Here is an 18,956-nt window from a genome sequence, read left to right as displayed (position 1 = left end):
TACTGGTCAAATACCTCCGAGGGCGGCTTGGAGGCGCCCATGGCTCGACCACTCGCACTTTTGTCATTCACCGACACCAGAATCGAACTCCCAACCAGGAGGAGTTCCCCACATGAGTTACGACTTGATGGTGTTTGCAGTGGAGGCTGCGCCCAAGGACCGGGCCGCCTTTCTCGAATGGTTTGAAGGCCACACCGAGTGGGAAGAAGACCATTCCTACGACGACCCGGATGTGAGCGCGCCTGCATTGAAGGCGTGGTTCCTGGAAATGATCCAGTCATGGCCTGCCATGAACGGCCCGTTGTCGTCCGAGGATTTTCCGGAGGACGACTCGACGGTGACCGACTACAGCGTCGGGCGGGAAGTCATCTATGCGGCGTTCGCCTGGTCGAAGGCCGAGCCTGCGTATGACGCCGTTGTCGCGCTTGCCGCGAAGCACGGTGTCGGATTCTTCAATGCCAGTTCGGATGGGGCGGAGGTCTGGCAGCCCGATGGCAAAGGGGGCTTGCAGCTCGCGCACTCGGGGTGAGTGAGGGCTGCTGTTGATTGGGGCGGTTGCCATGTGCCGGTCGGTCGGCACATGGCATGCCCTGTTGCGCCACTGGCTCAGTACTTGAAGCCCGGAATCGGGACCGGGTTGCAGTCCGGCAGCTTCAGCCTTGCGGCATCGGGGTAGAGCTGGAGCGAAGCGAAGTCGTTGTTCTCTCCCAGGTCGCTCGTTGAAAAGCGGTATGCCCGAGAGAATTTCTCCACCGGAAGGTCAACGCGCAACAGCATGCGTAGCGCTTTCACCGTGTTGGTTGCACGCAGTGCGGCCAACGCTTTTGCATCCGCGTCAACGGGACCGGAAGCACCGGCCTCCACCGCTGCGCCCGTGTACATGGAGAAGTCCGTGTACGAGCGGTCCAGCCACTCGGCAAGCTTGATGACTTGCGACCGGTCCAGTTCCGCCGAGCCGCTTTCGAAGTGCACTTGGGTTTGCACGATGTAGCTGCACGCGGCCACTGGCCCTGCGGTCAGGGCGAGCGACAGCAGGGCAATGATTTGACCCTTCACCGCCGTTGATCCAGCGGGTTGTAGAGAGGGTCTCCCATTTGGCATGGGCACTCGTGCGGGCACGCCGGCAAGAAGTCGATATCAACGCGTTTCACCAAGTTGCTTCCCTCCGGCGCCGGCTTGGTGGCGACATAACCGATCGAGGGGAGGTGGATCCGCTGCACATCGAACTGCAAGTTCCCCGTGAGAACCTCTGCAACACTCCTCATGCGCCTCAGTCCGAGGTTGTTTGCATCGTCCTCGCCGAACGCTGCCTGCGTGGTCATGAAGATGGCTTCTCGATTGGGATATCTCGCGCGGAGTAGGGCGGTCCAGCTGGCAATCTTGAGAACCTGTTCAGCCGGAACCTTGGCGGAGTTCCGATCGAACACAACGCCGGTGCTCTTGATCGGGCTACACGCCGATGCGGCTGGTGTTAGCAGCACGGCAAGAGATGCCAATAGGTATCTCAGAACAGTTTGCCGGTGCTTGTTGACCTTGCCTCCGACCACCAGAATTCTTCGCATCATCTTGGAACCTCCCAGTTGTGTCTGGGAGTTGTAGGAGGATGCGGCCGATGACACTGTGGCCCAGTGTCAACCGCTTCGAAATTTGTCACGCTGTCCGGCGGTTTCAGCTTTCCGGTGGCCCGCTCGCCCGACCCAGCCAATCGCAAAAGAATATTTCGCCCCCGGTGCATCCAAACGCGCACCTGCCGTGTAGACCCTTCAGCAGCGAGGAGCTGCTGTCCTTCTACAACCCAGGAGCAATTCCATGCACACCTCCCGTTCTTCTTCTTCTTCTTCTTCTTCTTCTTCCACGTCCCGTTCGCTCGCCGTCCTCGGCGCCGTCTCCGCCGCTGCCGCCGTGCTCACCGCCTGCGGATCGATGTCGATGGCCCCCGCCTTCAACCAGTCGAGCCTGCCGCCGACCATCCAGGTGCCGGCCGGCAACAAGGTGGCGATGGAAACGGTGGGCGTGGGCGACATCACTTACGAATGCCGCGACAAGGCCAACGCCCCGGGCCAGACGGAGTGGGTGTTCGTCGGCCCCGACGCCAAGCTGAACGACCGCAGCGGCAAGCAGGTGGGCAAGTACTACGGCCCGCCGGCCACGTGGGAATCGAACGACGGCTCGAAGCTCACGGCAACGCAACTGGCGGTTGCGCCTTCGGGCCCGACCAGCCTGCCGTTCCAGCTGGTGAAGGCCAACCCGGCGACGGGCTCGGGCGCGATGACGGGCGTGACCTACATCCAGCGCGTGGCGCTGCAAGGCGGCGTGGCGCCGGCGGCCTCGCCGTGCACGCCGGCGACCAAGGGCCAGAAGCAGGTGGTGAAGTACCAGGCCGACTACATTTTCTGGAAGGCTTCCTGATCCGGGGGTGAATGCGCGGCGGGTGCGCCGGTGCCACTACCATCGCACCCGTGCACAACCCGCCGCCCGCATCCACCGCCGCTGCCGCCACCCCCTTCGACTACGACGCCGCCCTCATGGCTTGCGCCCGCGGCGACCGTACGGCGTTGCAGCAGCTCTACCAGCGTGAAAGCCGGTACCTGATGGGGGTGGCGCTGCGCATCGTGCGCCAGCGCCAGCAGGCCGAAGACGTGCTGCACGATGCCTTCCTGAGCATCTGGCAGCGCGCGGCGAGCTTCAACCCGGCGCTGGGCGAAGGCCGGGGCTGGGTGTACAGCGTGGTGCGCAATGCGGCGCTGAACATGGTGCGCAGCGGCGCGCGCCAAGTGAGCATGGACGAAGACGCCGTCGAAGCGGCCGACGACCAGGCCTCGCTGGCGGCGTACGCGGCCACGGGCGACCCGTTCGAATTGCGCGCCGACCTGGGCCGGCTGCACGGCTGCCTCGAGGGGCTGGAACCGGCGCGGCGCGATTGCATCCTCTATGCGTACGTCGAAGGCTGCTCGCATGGCGAAATCGCCGAGCGGCTGAAGACGCCGCTGGGCACGGTGAAGGCCTGGATCCAGCGCGGCATGCGCGCGCTGCGGGAGTGCATGGCATGAGCACCGCCGAACCAACAAATAACGAAGACATCAACGACAACATCGACGCACTGGCGGGCGAGTACGTGCTGGGCACGCTGTCGGCCGGCGCGCGTGCGGCGGTCGAAGCGCGCATGCCGAATGAAGCGGCGCTGCGCGAAGCGGTGCGGGGCTGGGAAGCGCGGCTGCTGCCGCTGACCTCGCTGGCACCGCCGGTCGAACCGTCCGTGGGGCTGTGGTCGCGTATCGAGCGCAGCGTCGATGGCCTGGGCCGCTTGAACAAGCCGGCTGCTGCTGCTGCGAAGGCATCGCCCGCGAGTGCCTCAGGCCTTTCGAACTGGTGGAACAACCTGAAGCTCTGGCGCGGCCTGACCGCGGGCGGATTCGCGACGGCGGCGCTGCTGCTGGCGGTGGTGGTCACACGCGACGCCACGCCGCCGGCCACGCAGTACGTGGTGGTGCTGGTGGCACCGCAAGACAAGGCGCCGGGCTGGGTGATCCAGACCAACTCGGCGCGCCAGCTGAACCTGGTGCCACTGGGCACGATGGTGGTGCCGCCGCAGAAGTCGCTGCAGTTCTGGACCAAGGCCGACCAGTGGCGCGGGCCGGTGTCGCTGGGGCTGGTGAAGCAGGGGCAGACGCTGCGCATTCCCATCGACAAGCTGCCGCCACTGGAGCCCAACCAGTTGTTCGAACTGACGCTGGAGCCCGAGAACGGCTCGCCGATCGACCGGCCGACGGGGCCGATTCAATACATCGGCCGCGCGGTCAAGGTGATGTAGCAGCGCCCCGCCGGTGGGCCAGGGCGGCAGCGATGCCGATGGCGCCCATGAGCAGGCACAGCGCCAGAATGACCATGCGGGTCTGGGCCGCGCTTGCGAATGCGCCGACCAGCAGGCCGGCCACGGGCTGGCTCAGGTTGTTCAGCAGCACGATCACGCCGGTGGTCTTGCCATAGTCCTTCGCCGGAATGATGCGTTGCCGGTGAATGCGGATGTAGATGCTGAACATCTTGTCGAACCCGATCACCAGCAGAAAGCCGAGCGCATAGCCCCAGTGGCTGGTGCTCACGGCGGTGAGCAGCCCGCCCACAAAGATCAGCGTGTACGCGGCCACGCCCATGCGCTTGAGCGGGAACGATCCGCGAATGATGCCCAGCAAGATGACGATGGTGGCCACGGCCCCGAGCGTCTGCAGCCACGCGTAATACGTGGCCGAGCGCTGGTGCAGCCCGGTGACCATGGCGGCGGACGAGGCCAGCGTGGTGCCGAGCATGAGGTTCACGCCGGCGGTCAGCACGGTCAGGCGAAGCAGCCCGGGCAGGCGCAGCACGTGGCCGAGCGCGGTTTTGACGGGCTGCAGAAAGTGGCCGGGCTCGCCCTGCGGTTCGTGCAGTTGCACGGGGTTGCCGCGCCGCCAGTAGGCGGTGGCCACGTCGGCCAGCAGGAACAGCGCTGCGGCGGCGCCCACCGCCGCCTGCCACGGCCACACGGCGAAGAGCGCCGCCGCCAGCAGCGGGCCGAGCACCATGCCGGTCTGGTCGGCGGTCTGCGCATAGGCCAGCACCTTGTCGAAGCCGTGGCCGGCGGCTATCTGCGGCAGCATCACTTCGCGGGCCATCATTCCCTGTGTGGTGAGCACGCCGCACACGGCCGACAAACCCACCAGCCAGCCGATGCCGCCCAGCGCCTCGTTGCCCAGCACGCCGAGCACGCAGACCATCGCGCGAAAAATCTGGCTGCCGCGCAGCAGCTTCAGCGGCGAGACGCGGTCGCACAGCGCGCCGCACACGGGAAACGACAGAAAGCGCGGAAAGGTCTCGGCCGCGAAGGCGTAGCCCGACCAGGCCACGTCTTGCGTCACCTGGAACACCACCAGCGGCACCAGGAACAGCAGGATCTGGTCGGCCAACTTGGAGAGGAACAGCGAGAAAAGAAAGGCCGGAAACTTCATGGCGCCCGCAGCTCCCGCGCGACAGACCCCGAGGGGAGAAGGGGGAGCGGCGCGGCGGCGTGAGGCATGTGCTGAAGATAATCGAAACATGATCGCGATCGACTGCTACTACAGCCTCTCTTCCCCCTGGGCCTACCTGGGCGGCCCGCAACTGCAAGACATCGTGCGCCGCCACCACGTGCGGCTCACGCTCAAGCCGTATGACTTCCAGGCGGTGGTGCCGCAGACCGGCGGCATTCCGCTGAAGACGCGTCCCGAGCCGCGCCGCACGTACCACGCGCTGGAGCTGGCGCGCTGGAGCGACTACCTCGGCATGCCGATGAACCTGGAGCCCGCGCACTACCCGAAGGGCGCGCCGAGCGATGCGAACTGGAACAAGTACCCGGGCTGGATGGTGATTGCCGCGCAGCTGAAGGGGCTCGACGCACAGCCGCTGTCGCATGCGCTGCTGCGCGCGCTGTGGGCCGAAGAGCGCGACACGTCGCAGGCGTCGGTACGCATCGCGGTGGCCGACGAAAACGGCTACGACGGCGCCTCGCTGCAGGCACTGGAGCAGTCGGCCGAAACGCTGGCGGTGTACCGCGCCAACAGCGCGGAAGCGGTGGAGGCGGGCGTGTTCGGCGCGCCGACTTTCATACTCAATGGCGAGCGCTTCTGGGGGCAGGACCGGTTGGCGTTTCTGGACCGGGCGCTGGACAAGCTGCGCGCGGCGGGCTGAACGGCGATCAGCCGATCAAGGGCCATGCGTGGCGAGGCATTCCCGGGCGGCTTCGCGAACCCTGTCGTCGGCATCGTGCAAGGCCGCTCGCTGCATCACCGCTTGCCAGGGCAGGGCTTCGCGCTTCCAGGCCAAAAGGCCGCGAGCGGCCTGCCATCGCACGTTGGCGTCTTCGTCATGGGCAAGGCGATCGGCCAGCGCCGGCAAGAGGCGTTCGCCGGCTGCCGCGCCCAGTCCCCTGTCGTCGGCCACGCTGGCCGCATGCCGGCGCACGAAGGCATGCGGTGACACCATGCCGCGCAGCGCTTCGTCGACTTCACCGGGCCGCAAGGTGCAATAGCTGGTGCCAGGCTTGAGTTTTTCGAGCACGACTTCGACGGTGGCGGTGGAGCCGGACAGCAGCGTTTCCAAGGGCCGGTAGTCGAGCGTCACGGGCGTCGGATCGCGAAAGGCGGAGTAGGGCGCGCAAAGACCGCGAACGGCGACGGCGGCGCGTTCCGGCTGGTCGCGCCACGCGGCGAGTTGCTCGAAGAGCCAGTCGCTGTTGCCCAGGTACGCCAGCGTTGCGGCGCACCAGGCGTGCGTGGACCTGTCGGCGGGGGCGAGTAGTTTCTTGCGCAGTGCGGCCAGCACGTCGGGCGTTGCGAGGCCAATGTGCCCAAGCATCCTGGCGGCCTCCAGGCTGAATTTGCCGCGTGGGCGGGCGAGCAGGTCGAGCAGCGCGGGCACGGCGGGCGCGCCGATGTCGACCAGCCATTTCTCCGCATCCGAGGCATCGATCGGTCGTCCATCGAAGCGGCCAAGGCGCCCGACCAGCCAGCTCACGCGCTCTTCGACGGGCATGGCCGCGACGCGCAGGCGCTCGTGCTCGCTCTCTGTTTCCTTGGGAAAGAGCTTTCGGAAAGCGGCGTCGCCGATGCTGCGGCGTGCCAGGTCGAGGCCGTTCTCGTCGTCATGCAGAAAGACGACGAAATCGGGCGCAAGCTGCGGCGCATTGCCCAGCGCCGCGCGGATCTTTTGCGCCGCGGACACGAGCATGTCGATGCATTCGCGCTCGGCCAGCAGCCAGGCTTCGCGGGTGTGGTTGCGGGTGGTCTCGCACGCGGCGTCGGCTGCCGCATTCTGGGCCGGGCTGGCGAACTGGATTTCGTCCCAGCGCCAGTCGGGCGGGTTCCACTCGGCCGTCCAGAAATCGCCTGAGGGCTCGCTTTCGCGGGCGCTCACGCTGTTGGCGGAAAGTGCGGGCAGGTAGATCGGGCCGTCGAGCTCGCGGTACATGCCCTGGAAGGCCACGGCGTAGAACTGCTCGCCGGGGTTGTCGGCCAGCAGTTGGTGTAGCGCGCGCAGGGCGTCTTCGACGATCAGCGGCTCCAGCGCTTTCCATTGGCTCATGCGCGCATTTCTCCTTGGGGATTTGGAATCGTAAGGGCGCGGTGGTGACTCAGAACGAGCGCGGCAGCAGCGCCGGCACCAGCGTGCGGTTCATGCGCTCGCGCCACCAGCGCAGCGCCTGCCCTTGCGCGCCGGTCTTCCATGCGAGCCAGAACGCTTCGGGTGCGCGCGGTTCTTCGGTCGGCAGCTCGACCAGCGTGCCGCGTTTCAGCTCGTTCGCGATGCACGCGCGCGGCAGGAATCCGTGGCCCAGCCCGGCCACCTGGCAGGCGACCTTGGCGGCCATCGAGGGCACGGTGATGCGCGGCTGCCCGGCGAGCAGGCCGACGGTGCGGTCCGACAGCGTGCGGGCCGAGTCGCCCACCACGATGGCGTTGCAGTCGAGCAGGTCGCCGCGCTGCAGCGGCCGGCCCAGCCGCGTGAGCGGGTGCGTGGGCGCAACGCAAAACGCGAATTCGAGGCTGCCCACGGTCGCGGCCTGGTAGCCCCCGCCGGCCGGGCCTTCGCCCGCGGCGATGACGATGTCGGCGCGCCCCTCGCGCAGCGCCTCCCAGCTGCCGGTGAGTGCCTCGCAGCCCACGCGCAGCCGCGTGCCGCAGCGCAGGTCTTCGAACGCGCGGATGTCGTCGATGAGCGCCTCGGTGGGAATGAGCGAGTCGTGCACCAGCCGCAACTCTGATTCGTAGCCGGTGGCAATCTGGCGCATGCGCGATTCGAGGTCGTTCGCGGCGCTCAGCAGCCAGCGGCCCTCCTTGAGCATTTCTTCGCCGACGGCGGTGAGCGTGACGCGCGGCCCGTTGCGCTCGAACAGCAGCATGCCGAGTTGCTCTTCGAGCTTGCCGACGGCATAGGAGATGGTCGAGGGCACCTTGTTCAGGCGCGTGGCGGCGGCGGCGAAGGAGCCGTGGCGCGCAATGGCGTCGACGACCTCGATGGCTTCCAGGCTGAGTTTGAGCACGCGACGGTTCTCCGTGAATGAAAAAGGAATGATCGAAAACTTCGATGATTGACGGTGAAAAGTTTCGTCGATGACAGGTGTTGGGGATCGGATGATTCAGCCCATGCCAAGGAGATTTCCTCCAAAAGCAATTGTGAATCCAATCGAACATCCATTCAACCGAAGGAGCCTTCCATGTCCATCAAAGCAACCCCCACCGCTGGCGCCAAGCTGCTCACCCCCACCGACCACACGCTGGTCATGATCGACTTCCAGTCGCAGATGGCCTTTGCCACGCACTCGATCGACGCGGTGAACCTGCGCAACAACGCCGCGCTGGTGGCGCAGGCGGCGGCCGGCTTCAAGGTGCCGACCATCCTGACGACGGTGGCTGAAAAGAGTTTTTCGGGCCCGATGTTCAGCGAGATCACCGAGGCCTTCGCGGGCCAGAAGATGCTCGACCGCACCTCGATGAACACCTGGGAAGACGCCGCCGTGATCGAGCGCGTGAACCAGATCGGCAAGCCGCGCATCGTGCTGGCGGGCCTGTGGACCAGCGTGTGCATCGTGGGCCCGGCGCTGTCGGCGCTGGACCAGGGCTTCGAGGTGTACGTGATTGCCGATGCCTGCGGCGACGTGTCCGCCGAGGCGCACAACCGCGCGATGGACCGCATGGTGCAGGCCGGCGCACGGCCGATGACCTCGCTGCAATACCTGCTGGAGCTGCAGCGCGACTGGGCCCGCGGCGACACCTACGAGCTGACCACGGGCATCGCGAAGAAGGTCGGCGGCGCCTACGGCCTGGGCGTGACGTACGCCAAGACCATGTTCGGCGCGCACGAAGGCTGATCGCTCTTCAGAAAAAGAAAGAGGCGCCGGCCATGAAGACCTATGTCGTTTCCCTCGCACTCGGCCTTCTGGTCGGCGTGATCTACGCGCTTTTCCAGGTGCGCTCGCCGGCGCCGCCGGTGATCGCCCTGGTGGGGCTGCTCGGCATCCTGCTCGGCGAGCAGATCCCGCCGCTGGTGAAGAGCTTCATCGGGCCGCAGGCCACGGCCACCTCGTCCACCTCGTGGCTTCACCACCAGGTCAAGCCGCACGTGTTCGGCGAGCTGCCGAAGTGCCTGCCGGCCGAGGCCGTCGCCGATGCCAACCCCTCCTCGAAAGAATCCCGCCATGGCTGAGACCGCCACCCCCGACCTGATCCTGCGCAACGGCCGCTTCACCACGCTGGACCGTTCCAACCCCACGGCCGATGCCGTCGCCATCAAGGACGGGCGCTTCACCCGCGTGGGCCGCGCCGAAGACGTGCTGCCGCTGGCCGGCCCCGCCACCCGCGTGATCGACCTGCAAGGCAAGCGCGTGCTGCCAGGCCTGATCGACAACCACCTGCACATCATTCGCGGCGGGCTCAACTACAACATGGAGCTGCGCTGGGACGGCGTGCGCAGCCTGGCCGACGCCATGGCCATGCTGCGGCGCCAGGTGGCCATCACGCCCGCACCGCAGTGGGTGCGCGTGGTGGGCGGCTTCACCGAGCACCAGTTCACCGAGAAGCGCCTGCCGACCATTGCCGAGCTGAATGCGGTGGCGCCCGACACGCCCGTCTTCATCCTGCACCTGTACGACCGCGCGCTGCTCAACGGTGCCGCATTGCGCGCCGTGGGCTACACCAAGGACACGCCCGCACCGCCCGGCGGCGAGATCGTGCGCGACAGCGCCGGCAACCCGACCGGCCTGCTGCTGGCCAAGCCCAACGCGGCCATCCTCTACGCCACGCTGGCCAAGGGCCCGAAGCTGCCGTTCGACTACCAGCTCAATTCCACGCGCCACTTCATGCGCGAGCTCAACCGCCTGGGCGTGACCGGCGCCATCGACGCGGGCGGCGGCAACCAGAACTACCCCGACGACTACGAAGTGATCCGCAAGCTGCACGACGACGGGCAGCTCACCATCCGCCTGGCCTACAACCTGTTCACGCAGAAGCCCAAGGCCGAGAAAGAAGACTTTTTGAACTGGACGGCCAGCTCGACCTATAAGCAGGGCGACGACTACTTCCGCCACAACGGCGCGGGCGAGATGCTGGTGTTCTCGGCGGCCGATTTCGAAGACTTCCGCCAGCCGCGCCCCGACCTGGCGCCCGAGATGGAAGGCGAGCTCGAAGGCGTGGTGCGCATCCTGGCGCAGAACCGCTGGCCGTGGCGCATGCACGCGACCTACGACGAAACCATCAGCCGTTCGCTCGACGTGTTCGAGCGGGTCAACAAAGACACGCCGCTCGCGGGCCTGAACTGGTTCTTCGACCATGCCGAGACCATTTCCGAAAAGTCGATGGACCGCATCGCCGCGCTGGGCGGCGGCGTGGCGGTGCAACACCGCATGGCCTACCAGGGCGAGTATTTCGTGGAGCGCTACGGCCCCGGCGCGGCCGAGGCCACGCCACCGGTCAAGCGCATGCTCGAGAAAGGCCTGAAGGTGTCGGCCGGCACCGATGCGACGCGCGTGGCCTCGTACAACCCGTGGGTGTCGCTGTCGTGGCTGGTCACGGGCAAGACGGTGGGCGGCATGCAGCTGTACCCGCAACGCAACTGCCTGGACCGCGAAGGCGCGCTGCGCATGTGGACCGAGAACGTCACCTGGTTCTCGAACGAAGAGGGCAAGAAGGGTCGCATCCAGGCCGGGCAACTGGCCGACCTGGTGGTGCCCGACCGCGACTTCTTCGCATGCGCCGAATCGGAAATTGCCGACACCACGGCGCTGCTCACCATGGTGGGCGGCAAGGTGGTCTACGGTGCCGGCCCGTTCGCCGCGCACGACGAAGGCACGCTGCCGCCGGCCATGCCCGACTGGTCGCCCGCGCGCACCTTCGGCGGCTATGCGGGCTGGGCCGATACGGCCGGCCCCGCTGAAGGTGCGCCGATGCAGAAGGTGCTGCGCAACGCGGCCATGTCCTGCGCCTGCGCCAACGACTGCAACGTGCACGGCCACAGCCACGCGACGGCCTGGAGCAGCAAGCTGCCCATTGCCGACCTGAAGAGCTTCTGGGGCGCGCTGGGTTGCGCCTGCTGGGCGGTGTGATGGCCAATACCAACACGATGCGCTGGACCATTTCACCCGCCGTGCGCTGGGTCGCCTTGCTGCTGCTGTGCGCGGCCTACCTGCAGGGCGGGCTGAACAAGGCGATGGATTTCAACGCGGCCATTGCCGAAATGAACCACTTCGGCCTGTCGCCCGCGGGGCCGCTGGCCGTGGCGGTGATCGTGCTGGAGCTGGGCGCGGCGGCGTTGATCCTCACCGGTTTTTATCGCTGGCTCGGCGCGCTGGCGCTGGCGGGCTTCACGCTCATGGCGACCTTCGTGGCGCTGCGTTTCTGGGAGATTCCGGTGGGGCAAGAGCGCTTCATGGCGGCAAACTCCTTCTTCGAACACCTGGGCCTGGTCGGCGGCTTCCTGCTCGTTGCCTGGCTCGACCTGAAAGAGCGTGCCCATGTCTGAATCCCCAAACAAAGCCGCCGGCGCCTTCGCGCCGCTGCGCCAGCCGGTCTTCGCGGTGCTGTGGGCCGCCACGGTGCTCGGCAACATCGGCAGCTTCATGCGCGACGTGGCCAGCTCGTGGCTGGTGACCGACCTGTCGGCCAGCCCGACGGCGGTGGCGCTGATCCAGACGGCGGCCACGCTGCCGATCTTCCTGCTGGCCATTCCGGCGGGGGTGCTGTCGGACATCCTCGACCGGCGGCGCTTTCTGATCTTCGTGCAGGTGTTGCTGGCGGGCGTGAGCGGCACGCTGCTGGTGCTGTCGCACACGGGCGCGCTGACGGTCGAGTACCTGGTCGCGCTGACATTCGTGGGTGGCATCGGCGCGGCGCTGATGGGGCCGACCTGGCAGTCGATCGTGCCGGAGCTGGTGCCGCGCAGCGACCTGAAGAGCGCGGTGGCGCTGAACTCGCTGGGCATCAACATCGCGCGCTCCATCGGGCCGGCGGCGGGCGGGCTGATTCTTGCCAGCTTCGGTGCGGCGGCCACCTACGGGCTCGACGTGCTGAGCTACGTGTTCGTGATCGCGGCGCTGCTGTGGTGGAAGCGGCCGGCGGCGGTGGACAGCGGGCTTTCGGAAAACTTTCTCGGCGCCTTCCGCGCCGGCATCCGCTACACGCGGGCCAGCAAGGAGCTGCACGTGGTGCTGCTGCGCGCGGCGGTGTTCTTTTTGTTCGCGAGTTCGGTGTGGGCGCTGCTGCCGCTGGTGGCGCGCCAGATGCTGGGCGGCAGCGCGGGCTTCTACGGCATCCTGCTCGGCGCGGTGGGCGCGGGCGCCATCGGCGGCGCGCTGGTGATGCCGCGGCTGCGCGCCCGGCTCGACGCCGACGGCATGCTGCTGCTGGCCTCGCTGCTGACGGCCGCGGTGATGGGCGGGCTGGTGTTCGCGCCGCCGCAGTGGCTCGCGGTGCTGATGCTGCTGGTATTGGGCCTGGGCTGGATCATCGCGCTCACCACGCTCAATGGGGTGGCGCAATCGATCTTGCCGAACTGGGTGCGCGGGCGCGGGCTGGCCGTGTACCTCACGGTGTTCAACGGCGCGATGGCCGCGGGCAGCCTGGGCTGGGGCCTGGTCGCGCAGCAGGTCGGCGTGCCGGCCACGCTGGTGGCGGGCGCGGTGGGGCTGGTGGTGATGGGGCTGGTTTTTCATCGCGTGCGCCTGCCCGCCGGCGAGGCCGACCTGCAGGCCTCGAACCACTGGCCCGAGCCGCTGCTGGCCGAGCCCGTGGCGCACGACCGCGGGCCCGTGATGGTCCAGGTCGAGTACCGCATCCGCAAGGAAGACCGGCCGGCCTTCCTGGAGGCGATGAAGCGCCTGTCGCTGGAGCGCCGCCGCGACGGCGCCTACGCCTGGGGCGTGCACGAGCACACGGCCGATGCCGAACGCGTGATGGAGTGGTTCCTCGTCGAGTCGTGGGCCGAGCACCTGCGCCAGCACCACCGCGTGTCGCACGCCGACGCCGACCTGCAGGCCGAGGCGCTGCGCTTTCACATCGGGCCGGACAAGCCGCAGGTGCATCACTTCCTGGCGCTGTAGCGGGCCGGGCTGTCCCCCCGGTCGTCAGGGGCGGCGCCGGTGGCGATAATCCCCCGATGCGAATCCGCTTTACCAAGATGCAGGGGGCCGGCAACGACTTCGTCGTGCTGGACGAAACACGCGGCACGCTCGGCCTCAGCGCCGCGCAGTACCGCTTTCTGGCCGACCGCCATTTCGGCGTCGGCGCCGACCAGATCCTTACCGTGCGGCCTCCCCCGAAGGACGCGGCGGAAGGCATCGATTTTCAATACGTGATCCACAACGCCGACGGCGGCGAAGTGGAGCAGTGCGGCAACGGCGCGCGCTGCTTCATGCGCTTCGTGAGCGAACACAAGCTGACCGAGAAGACCGAAGTGCGCGTGCAGACGCTGGCCGGCGTCATCGCGCCGCGCATGGGCGCCGACGGCCGCGTGACTGTCGACATGGGCGCGCCGGTGTTCGAGGCCGCGCGCGTGCCTTTCGACACCGCCGGGCTCGACCCGCAGCCCGATGGCTCGTGGGAAAAGTGGCACCTTGCCTTGGGCACGCGTGCGGGCAGCGCTATCGTTTCGGTAGCGGTGCTGTCGATGGGCAACCCGCACGCGGTGCAGGTGGTCGACAACGTCGATACGGCGCCGGTGGCCGAGCAGGGCCCGCAGATCGAGCACCACCCGCGCTTTCCGCAACGCGTGAACGCGGGTTTCATGCAGGTGGTCGACCGAACGAACGTCAGGCTGCGGGTGTTCGAGCGCGGCGCCGGCGAAACACTGGCCTGCGGCACGGGCGCCTGCGCGGCGGTGGTGGCGGGCATCCGGCTCGGGCTGCTGGAGCGCCGGGTCGACGTGCAGACGCACGGCGGCGTTCTGACCATCGAGTGGCAGGGCGAGGGCCAGCCGGTGCTGATGACCGGGCCGGCCACCACGGTCTTTGAAGGCGATATCGAGGTGCCGGAGCTGCCATGACTTCTTTCACGACGAACAACAACGACGCCAACAACGCCATGAACCCGATCACCGAAGACGACATCGCCAACTACCTGGCGAACACGCCCGACTTCTTCGAGCGCCATGCCCAGTTGCTGGCGCAGGTGCAACTGACCAGCCCGCACGGCAACCGCGCAGTGAGCCTGCAGGAGCGGCAGGCCGAGATGCTGCGCGAAAAAATCAAGGCGCTGGAGCACCGCCTGATGGACATGGTGCGCCACGGCACCGAAAACGTGGTCATTGCCGACCGCCTGCAACGCTGGACCAAAGGCCTGCTAACCACGCGCGATCCGCGCAGCCTGCCGTACCGCATTGCCGTCGACCTGCAGTCGCTGTTCCTGGTGCCGCAGACGGCCATCAAGGTGTGGGACTGCGGCAGCGAATACCTGAACGAGGCCTATGCCCAGTGGGTGAGCGACGACGTGAAGGCGCTGGCCACTTCGCTCACGTCTCCGTACTGCGGGCTCAACTCGGGCTTCGAGGCGGCCAACTGGCTGCCCGAGCCGACCGCCGCCATGTCGATCGCGCTGATTCCGCTGCGCCCCGACGCCGAGTCGCCGGCCTTCGGCCTGCTGGTGCTGGCGTCGCCCGACGCACAGCGCTTCAATGCCGAGATGGGCACCGACTTTCTCGAGCGCATCGCCGAGCTGGCTTCGGGCGGACTTTCGCGGCTGCGTCCTTGAGCCGCCCGCGCTCGCCGCGCCGCCCCTGGTTTCGCCGCCCCTGGCAGGTCGTGCTGTTCGGCGGCCTGCTGGCCGGGGCGTTGGCCTATGTGGCCATTGCCGCCATGGTCTGGCGGCACGCCGAGCAGGTGCTCGACAACCCGCCGCAGCGCCCGGCCGATGCGGCGCTCATCCTGGGCAACCGCGCGTACCTCGACGGCAAGCCGAACCCCTGCCTGACCGGGCGTGTCGACACCGGCATTGCACTGGCGCGGGCCGGGCTGGTCAGGCAGCTCGTGTACTCGGGCGGCGTCGATACCGAAGACGGCCGCATCGAGGCCGAGGTGATGCAGCAGCACGCCAATGCCATGGGCTACACCGGGCCGGCGCTGCTGGAGCCCGTGTCGTCGTCCACGCGGCTGAACCTGGCGCTGTCGACACCGCTTCTGCAGGCCGCCGGCGTGCGCAGCGTGGTCGTGGTGTCGGAGCCGTACCACCTGTGGCGCATCGAGCGGCTGGTGCGCAAGAGCGGTTTCGACAAGACCTTCGACGTGCAGTACGCCGCCGCGCCCACTTCGTGCTGGCGCACCTGGGGCATGTTGTTCAAGGGCGCATTGCGCGAGCCGGCAGCCATCGTGAACAATGCCGGCCATGGCTATCTCTTCTGAGCCTGCCGCGCCGGCTTCATCGGGCTGGATCGAAAAGTACCTCGAGCATGTGCGCGTCGAGCGCCGTCTCGCGGCGCGCACGGTCGAGCTGTATGCCTTCCACCTGCAGTCGCTCGCCGCGCATGCGGCCGACGCCAACCTGCCGCTCGACCGCGTGCAGACCGCCCACATCCGCCGCTGGACGGCGCAACTGCACAGCGCCGGCCGCGAGCCGCGCGGCATTGCGCTGGTGCTGTCGTGCTGGCGCAGCTTTTACCGCTGGCTCGGCAACGAAGGGCTGATCGGCTTCAACCCCGTGCAGGACGTGCATGCGCCCAAGGCCGGCCGGCCGCTGCCGAAAGCGCTGGGCGTGGACGATGCGGTGCGACTGGCCGAGCTGTACGACCCCGAAGCCGACCCCTGGACCGAAGCGCGCGACAGCGCCATCGTCGAAGTGCTCTATGGCTGCGGCCTGCGCGTGAGCGAGCTCACCGGCCTCGATGCGCAGGCAAGCAACACCGCGCGCGGCTGGGTCGACCTGGACGCGCTCGAAGCCAACGTGCTGGGCAAGGGCAGCAAGCGCCGCATCGTGCCGATGGGCGGCAAGGCGGCCGAGGCGGTGCGCGACTGGCTCGCGGTGCGCGGCGATTGCGCCGGCCTGGCGACCGCCCGGCTGCACGACGCCAACGCGGCAGCCGCGCTTTTCATCAGTGCCAAGGGCCTGCGCATGTCGTCGCAGGCGGTGTGGAAACTGCTGCGCGAGCGCAGCCTCAAGGCCGGGCTGGTGGCGCCGGTGCATCCGCACATGCTGCGCCATTCGTTCGCGAGCCACGTGCTGCAGTCGAGCAGCGACCTGCGCGCGGTGCAGGAACTGCTGGGCCACGCCAACATAGCGACCACGCAGGTCTACACGCGGCTGGATTTCCAGCACCTGGCCAAGGCCTACGACGCGGCGCATCCGCGCGCCAAGGCCAAGCCCGAAAACAACAACAAGTAAGAACACGCAGGAAAACATGAAAACCCTTCGACTCAAACCGGGCAAAGAACGCTCGATGCAGCGCCGCCATCCCTGGGTTTTCGAATCCGCCATCGCACGCGGCGGCGCCGATTCGGGCGAGACGGTGCGCGTGGAATCCCACGACGGCGCCTTCCTGGCATGGGCCGCCTTCAGCCCGATTTCCAAGATCCGCGCGCGGGCCTGGAGCTTTGTGGAAACGCAGCGCATCGACGCGGCGTTTTTCGAGGCGGTGTGCGCCCGTGCCGTTGCGGCGCGCGGCCTGTTCGACCTGCAGAGCGATGGCGTGCGGCTGGTGCACGGCGAGGCCGACGGCCTGCCGGGGCTGATCGTCGACCGCTACGGCGACACGCTGGTGGCGCAGTTCTTGTCGGCCGGTGTCGAGCGCTGGAAAGACGTGCTGGCCGATGCGCTGCTCAAGGCCACGGGCCTGACGAAGCTGTATGAGCGCTCCGACGCCAGCGGCCGCGAGCGCGAAGGCCTGAAGCCCGTCACGGGCTGGCTGCGCGGCGAAGGCCCCTCCGACATCACGATCCGCGAGCACGACTGGAAGCTGTCGCTCGACATCGCGACCGGCCACAAGACCGGCTTCTACCTGGACCAGCGCGACAGCCGCCAGCGCTTTGCCGAGTTGGCGAAGCACCGGCGCTTCCGTCGCGTGCTCAATTGCTTTTGCTACACCGGCGGCTTCACGGTGGCGGCGCTGGCGGGCCTGAAGGCCGCGGGCGCGCTCGAAGGCTCGGAAATGGTGTCGGTCGATTCGTCGCTGCCGGCACTCGACCGCGCACGCGCGCACCTGGCGCTGAACGGCTTCGGCGGCGAGGGTTCGGGCGTGAAGACGGAGTTTCTGGACGCCAACGTCAACACGGTGCTGCGCGAGTTCATCGACCAGGGCCGCACCTTCGACGCCATCGTGCTCGATCCGCCGAAGTTCGCGCCCACCGTGGCGCATGCCGAGCGTGCAGCGCGGGCCTACAAGGACATCAACCGGCTGGCGCTCAAGATCCTGGAGCCGGGCGGCGTGCTGCTGACGTTTTCGTGTTCGGGCGGCATCAGCGCCGATCTGTTCCACAAGATCGTGGCATCGGCCGGGCTGGACGCGAACGTCGACGGCTACATTGCCGAGCGCCTGGGCGCCGCGCCCGACCACCCGATGACCATCGAATTTCCCGAAGGGGAGTACCTGAAGGGGCTGGTGGTGGTCAGGAAGCCCGCATGAACCGGGCTCTTGACGCGGCTTGACCCCTTCGCCAACGCAACTGAGTGGCATTGGCTAAACTGCCGCCCAGTCCCCGTTTTTCTCCCCCAGTCCCCGTTTTTTCCGTTTTCCGCTTCCGGAGCACCTCTTCATGGCCCTCATTCCCGCGACCATCCTCACCGGCTTTCTCGGCTCGGGCAAAACCACCTTGCTCAAGCGCATCCTGACCGAGGCCCATGGCCAGAAGATCGCGGTCATCGAGAACGAGTTCGGTGAAGAGAACATCGACAGCGACATCCTGGTGACCGAGTCGAAAGAGCAGATCGTGCAGATGAGCAACGGCTGCGTCTGCTGCACCATCCGCGAAGACCTGCGCGAAGCGCTGCAATTGCTGGCTGCCAAGAAGCGCCAGGGCCTGCTGGACTTCGACCGCGTGGTGATCGAGACCACCGGCCTGGCCGACCCCGGCCCGGTGGCACAGACTTTCTTCATGGACGACGAGATTGCCGAGAGCTACCTGCTCGACTCGATCCTGACGCTGGTCGATGCCAAGCACGCGCCGCAGCAGCTGAACGACCGCCAGGAAGCGCGCCGCCAGGTGGGCTTTGCCGACCAGATCTTCATCAGCAAGAGCGAGCTGGTGTCGGCCGAGGAAACCGAGGCGCTGATCCACCGCCTGAAGCACATGAACCCGCGCGCGCCGCAGCAGAAGGCGCACTTTGGCGATGTGCCGCTGAAGGACATCTTCGACCTGCGCGGTTTCAACCTGAACGCCAAGCTCGACATCGACCCCGACTTCCTGAAGGAAGAAGAGGCGCACGACCACCACGACCATGACCACGCGCATGGCGAGCATTGCGACCACCCTTCGCACAAGCACGAGGGGCACGGCCACCATCACCACCATGACGACGATGTGAAGAGCTTCGTCTACAAGGCGGACCGCGCGTTCGACCCAGCCAAGCTGGAAGATTTCCTGGGCGCGATCGTCAACATCTACGGCCCGCGCATGCTGCGCTACAAGGGCGTGCTGAACATGAAGGGCACGGAGCGCAAGGTGATCTTCCAGGGCGTGCACCAGCTGATGGGCAGCGACCTGGGCCCGGAGTGGGGCAAGGACGAAGTGCGCCAGAGCCGCATGGTGTTCATCGGCATCGAGCTGCCGCGCGAGATTCTGGAGCAGGGGCTGGAGCAGTGCCTGGTGTGACGCCGGACTGCTGAGCGCATCAAAAAAGGCGCTGCTCCCGAAAGGGTGCAGCGCCTTTTTGCTTCTTTGTTGTTGCCGTTGTTGTTCGGGGCGCGTGCACAGGACACCGGGTACTCCCCTCCGCGAATGTCCCCCGCTTCGCTCCTCCTTTATTTCGCTGCGGGGA

General features: G+C 67.4%; 21 protein-coding genes. 16 read left to right on the top strand and 5 right to left on the bottom strand.

Translation table 11 applies throughout. The annotated features are described in order from the left end of the window. The first annotated feature begins 112 nt into the window (after positions 1–112). Positions 113–529, top strand: a complete 417-nt coding sequence (locus DBV14_RS11730) for a hypothetical protein (protein ID WP_124459363.1) — start codon at positions 113–115, stop codon at positions 527–529. Positions 530–606: 77 nt separating this feature from the next. Here the strand turns inward: DBV14_RS11730 and DBV14_RS11725 are convergent, their stop codons facing one another. Both DBV14_RS11725 and DBV14_RS11720 read right to left on the bottom strand, forming a co-directional pair. Next, positions 607–1,056, bottom strand: a complete 450-nt coding sequence (locus DBV14_RS11725; RefSeq protein WP_124459362.1) for a hypothetical protein — start codon at positions 1,054–1,056, stop codon at positions 607–609. Further along, entirely contained in the window at positions 1,053–1,565 is a 513-nt protein-coding gene (locus tag DBV14_RS11720; protein ID WP_124459361.1) for a hypothetical protein, read from the bottom strand. Before DBV14_RS11720 ends, DBV14_RS11725 begins: the two co-directional genes overlap by 4 nt. Before the next feature lie 244 nt (positions 1,566–1,809). Here DBV14_RS11720 and DBV14_RS11715 point away from each other — a divergent pair, with 244 nt between their 5' ends. From DBV14_RS11715 to DBV14_RS11705, 3 genes are read left to right on the top strand one after another with little or no spacing between them, the layout of a single operon-like run. Continuing rightward, positions 1,810–2,409 (top strand): DUF3455 domain-containing protein, encoded by a 600-nt coding sequence (locus DBV14_RS11715; RefSeq protein ID WP_124459360.1) that lies wholly within the window; start codon positions 1,810–1,812, stop codon positions 2,407–2,409. A 50-nt stretch (positions 2,410–2,459) separates the two neighbouring features. Beyond that, entirely contained in the window at positions 2,460–3,050 is a 591-nt protein-coding gene (locus DBV14_RS11710; RefSeq protein ID WP_260396995.1) for a sigma-70 family RNA polymerase sigma factor, read from the top strand. Then, on the top strand, positions 3,047–3,811 hold the full coding sequence (locus DBV14_RS11705; protein WP_124459359.1) for an anti-sigma factor: 765 nt from the start codon (positions 3,047–3,049) through the stop codon (positions 3,809–3,811). The genes DBV14_RS11710 and DBV14_RS11705 overlap by 4 nt, the downstream gene beginning before the upstream one ends. On the opposite strand, the gene DBV14_RS11700 is transcribed toward DBV14_RS11705, so the two are convergent. Beyond that, on the bottom strand, positions 3,798–4,982 hold the full coding sequence (locus tag DBV14_RS11700; RefSeq protein WP_124459358.1) for an MFS transporter: 1,185 nt from the start codon (positions 4,980–4,982) through the stop codon (positions 3,798–3,800). The two genes, DBV14_RS11705 and DBV14_RS11700, sit on opposite strands and share 14 nt — an antisense overlap. A gap of 88 nt (positions 4,983–5,070) precedes the next feature. Between DBV14_RS11700 and DBV14_RS11695 the strand changes: the two genes are divergently transcribed. Next, a complete protein-coding gene (locus DBV14_RS11695) occupies positions 5,071–5,700 on the top strand; it encodes a 2-hydroxychromene-2-carboxylate isomerase (RefSeq protein WP_124459357.1) in 630 nt (209 codons plus the stop codon). Between the two features lie 15 nt (positions 5,701–5,715). Here the strand turns inward: DBV14_RS11695 and DBV14_RS11690 are convergent, their stop codons facing one another. Continuing rightward, the gene (locus DBV14_RS11690) at positions 5,716–7,092 is read right to left on the bottom strand and encodes a DUF4303 domain-containing protein (protein ID WP_124459356.1); all 1,377 of its coding nucleotides are present in this window, start codon (positions 7,090–7,092) and stop codon (positions 5,716–5,718) included. Positions 7,093–7,141: 49 nt separating this feature from the next. Next, entirely contained in the window at positions 7,142–8,050 is a 909-nt protein-coding gene (locus DBV14_RS11685; RefSeq protein ID WP_124459355.1) for a LysR family transcriptional regulator, read from the bottom strand. Between the two features lie 174 nt (positions 8,051–8,224). Here DBV14_RS11685 and DBV14_RS11680 point away from each other — a divergent pair, with 174 nt between their 5' ends. The 11 genes from DBV14_RS11680 to DBV14_RS11630 all read left to right on the top strand — a co-directional run bounded on the left by DBV14_RS11680 (position 8,225) and on the right by DBV14_RS11630 (position 18,790). Continuing rightward, positions 8,225–8,878, top strand: a complete 654-nt coding sequence (locus tag DBV14_RS11680; protein WP_124459354.1) for a hydrolase — start codon at positions 8,225–8,227, stop codon at positions 8,876–8,878. 32 nt (positions 8,879–8,910) lie between these two features. After that, the gene (locus DBV14_RS11675; RefSeq protein WP_124459353.1) at positions 8,911–9,213 is read left to right on the top strand and encodes a DUF1427 family protein; all 303 of its coding nucleotides are present in this window, start codon (positions 8,911–8,913) and stop codon (positions 9,211–9,213) included. After that, positions 9,206–11,107 carry an amidohydrolase gene (locus DBV14_RS11670; RefSeq protein ID WP_124459352.1) on the top strand — a complete coding sequence of 634 codons (1,902 nt, stop codon included), beginning with the start codon at positions 9,206–9,208 and terminating at the stop codon, positions 11,105–11,107. Before DBV14_RS11675 ends, DBV14_RS11670 begins: the two co-directional genes overlap by 8 nt. Before the next feature lie 17 nt (positions 11,108–11,124). Continuing rightward, the gene (locus DBV14_RS11665; protein WP_124459387.1) at positions 11,125–11,523 is read left to right on the top strand and encodes a DoxX family protein; all 399 of its coding nucleotides are present in this window, start codon (positions 11,125–11,127) and stop codon (positions 11,521–11,523) included. Next, positions 11,516–13,099: an MFS transporter gene (locus DBV14_RS11660; protein WP_124459351.1), complete on the top strand. Its 1,584-nt coding sequence runs from the start codon at positions 11,516–11,518 to the stop codon at positions 13,097–13,099. The genes DBV14_RS11665 and DBV14_RS11660 overlap by 8 nt, the downstream gene beginning before the upstream one ends. A gap of 56 nt (positions 13,100–13,155) precedes the next feature. Further along, positions 13,156–14,040 (top strand): diaminopimelate epimerase, encoded by an 885-nt coding sequence (gene dapF / locus DBV14_RS11655; RefSeq protein ID WP_124459350.1) that lies wholly within the window; start codon positions 13,156–13,158, stop codon positions 14,038–14,040. Beyond that, a complete protein-coding gene (locus DBV14_RS11650; protein ID WP_124459349.1) occupies positions 14,037–14,744 on the top strand; it encodes a DUF484 family protein in 708 nt (235 codons plus the stop codon). The genes dapF and DBV14_RS11650 overlap by 4 nt, the downstream gene beginning before the upstream one ends. Further along, the gene (locus DBV14_RS11645) at positions 14,741–15,391 is read left to right on the top strand and encodes a YdcF family protein (RefSeq protein ID WP_260396994.1); all 651 of its coding nucleotides are present in this window, start codon (positions 14,741–14,743) and stop codon (positions 15,389–15,391) included. Before DBV14_RS11650 ends, DBV14_RS11645 begins: the two co-directional genes overlap by 4 nt. After that, complete coding sequence (locus tag DBV14_RS11640; RefSeq protein WP_124459348.1) at positions 15,375–16,367, top strand: tyrosine recombinase XerC; 993 nt, start codon at positions 15,375–15,377, stop codon at positions 16,365–16,367. The genes DBV14_RS11645 and DBV14_RS11640 overlap by 17 nt, the downstream gene beginning before the upstream one ends. Before the next feature lie 16 nt (positions 16,368–16,383). Then, positions 16,384–17,604, top strand: a complete 1,221-nt coding sequence (locus DBV14_RS11635) for a class I SAM-dependent rRNA methyltransferase (protein WP_124459347.1) — start codon at positions 16,384–16,386, stop codon at positions 17,602–17,604. Positions 17,605–17,734: 130 nt separating this feature from the next. Continuing rightward, positions 17,735–18,790 (top strand): GTP-binding protein, encoded by a 1,056-nt coding sequence (locus DBV14_RS11630; RefSeq protein WP_124459346.1) that lies wholly within the window; start codon positions 17,735–17,737, stop codon positions 18,788–18,790. Positions 18,791–18,956: the final 166 nt, after the last annotated feature.

Source organism: Variovorax sp. KBW07, from assembly GCF_003852515.1.
GTDB lineage: Bacteria > Pseudomonadota > Gammaproteobacteria > Burkholderiales > Burkholderiaceae_C > Variovorax.
The sequence above is the reverse complement of the archived record's forward strand: the minus strand, read 5'-3'. Positions and strand labels throughout refer to the sequence as shown.

What these genes read in the sequence shown, in the direction of transcription:
- DBV14_RS11730 (WP_124459363.1), top strand. Translation starts at nt 113, where the DNA reads ATGAGTTACGACTTGATGGTGTTTGCAGTGGAGGCTGCGCCCAAGGAC.
- DBV14_RS11720 (WP_124459361.1), bottom strand. Translation starts at nt 1,565, where the DNA reads ATGATGCGAAGAATTCTGGTGGTCGGAGGCAAGGTCAACAAGCACCGG.
- DBV14_RS11715 (WP_124459360.1), top strand. Translation starts at nt 1,810, where the DNA reads ATGCACACCTCCCGTTCTTCTTCTTCTTCTTCTTCTTCTTCTTCCACG.
- DBV14_RS11705 (WP_124459359.1), top strand. Translation starts at nt 3,047, where the DNA reads ATGAGCACCGCCGAACCAACAAATAACGAAGACATCAACGACAACATC.
- DBV14_RS11700 (WP_124459358.1), bottom strand. Translation starts at nt 4,982, where the DNA reads ATGAAGTTTCCGGCCTTTCTTTTCTCGCTGTTCCTCTCCAAGTTGGCC.
- DBV14_RS11695 (WP_124459357.1), top strand. Translation starts at nt 5,071, where the DNA reads ATGATCGCGATCGACTGCTACTACAGCCTCTCTTCCCCCTGGGCCTAC.
- DBV14_RS11690 (WP_124459356.1), bottom strand. Translation starts at nt 7,092, where the DNA reads ATGAGCCAATGGAAAGCGCTGGAGCCGCTGATCGTCGAAGACGCCCTG.
- DBV14_RS11680 (WP_124459354.1), top strand. Translation starts at nt 8,225, where the DNA reads ATGTCCATCAAAGCAACCCCCACCGCTGGCGCCAAGCTGCTCACCCCC.
- DBV14_RS11675 (WP_124459353.1), top strand. Translation starts at nt 8,911, where the DNA reads ATGAAGACCTATGTCGTTTCCCTCGCACTCGGCCTTCTGGTCGGCGTG.
- DBV14_RS11670 (WP_124459352.1), top strand. Translation starts at nt 9,206, where the DNA reads ATGGCTGAGACCGCCACCCCCGACCTGATCCTGCGCAACGGCCGCTTC.
- DBV14_RS11665 (WP_124459387.1), top strand. Translation starts at nt 11,125, where the DNA reads ATGCGCTGGACCATTTCACCCGCCGTGCGCTGGGTCGCCTTGCTGCTG.
- DBV14_RS11660 (WP_124459351.1), top strand. Translation starts at nt 11,516, where the DNA reads ATGTCTGAATCCCCAAACAAAGCCGCCGGCGCCTTCGCGCCGCTGCGC.
- dapF (WP_124459350.1), top strand. Translation starts at nt 13,156, where the DNA reads ATGCGAATCCGCTTTACCAAGATGCAGGGGGCCGGCAACGACTTCGTC.
- DBV14_RS11650 (WP_124459349.1), top strand. Translation starts at nt 14,037, where the DNA reads ATGACTTCTTTCACGACGAACAACAACGACGCCAACAACGCCATGAAC.
- DBV14_RS11640 (WP_124459348.1), top strand. Translation starts at nt 15,375, where the DNA reads ATGGCTATCTCTTCTGAGCCTGCCGCGCCGGCTTCATCGGGCTGGATC.
- DBV14_RS11635 (WP_124459347.1), top strand. Translation starts at nt 16,384, where the DNA reads ATGAAAACCCTTCGACTCAAACCGGGCAAAGAACGCTCGATGCAGCGC.
- DBV14_RS11630 (WP_124459346.1), top strand. Translation starts at nt 17,735, where the DNA reads ATGGCCCTCATTCCCGCGACCATCCTCACCGGCTTTCTCGGCTCGGGC.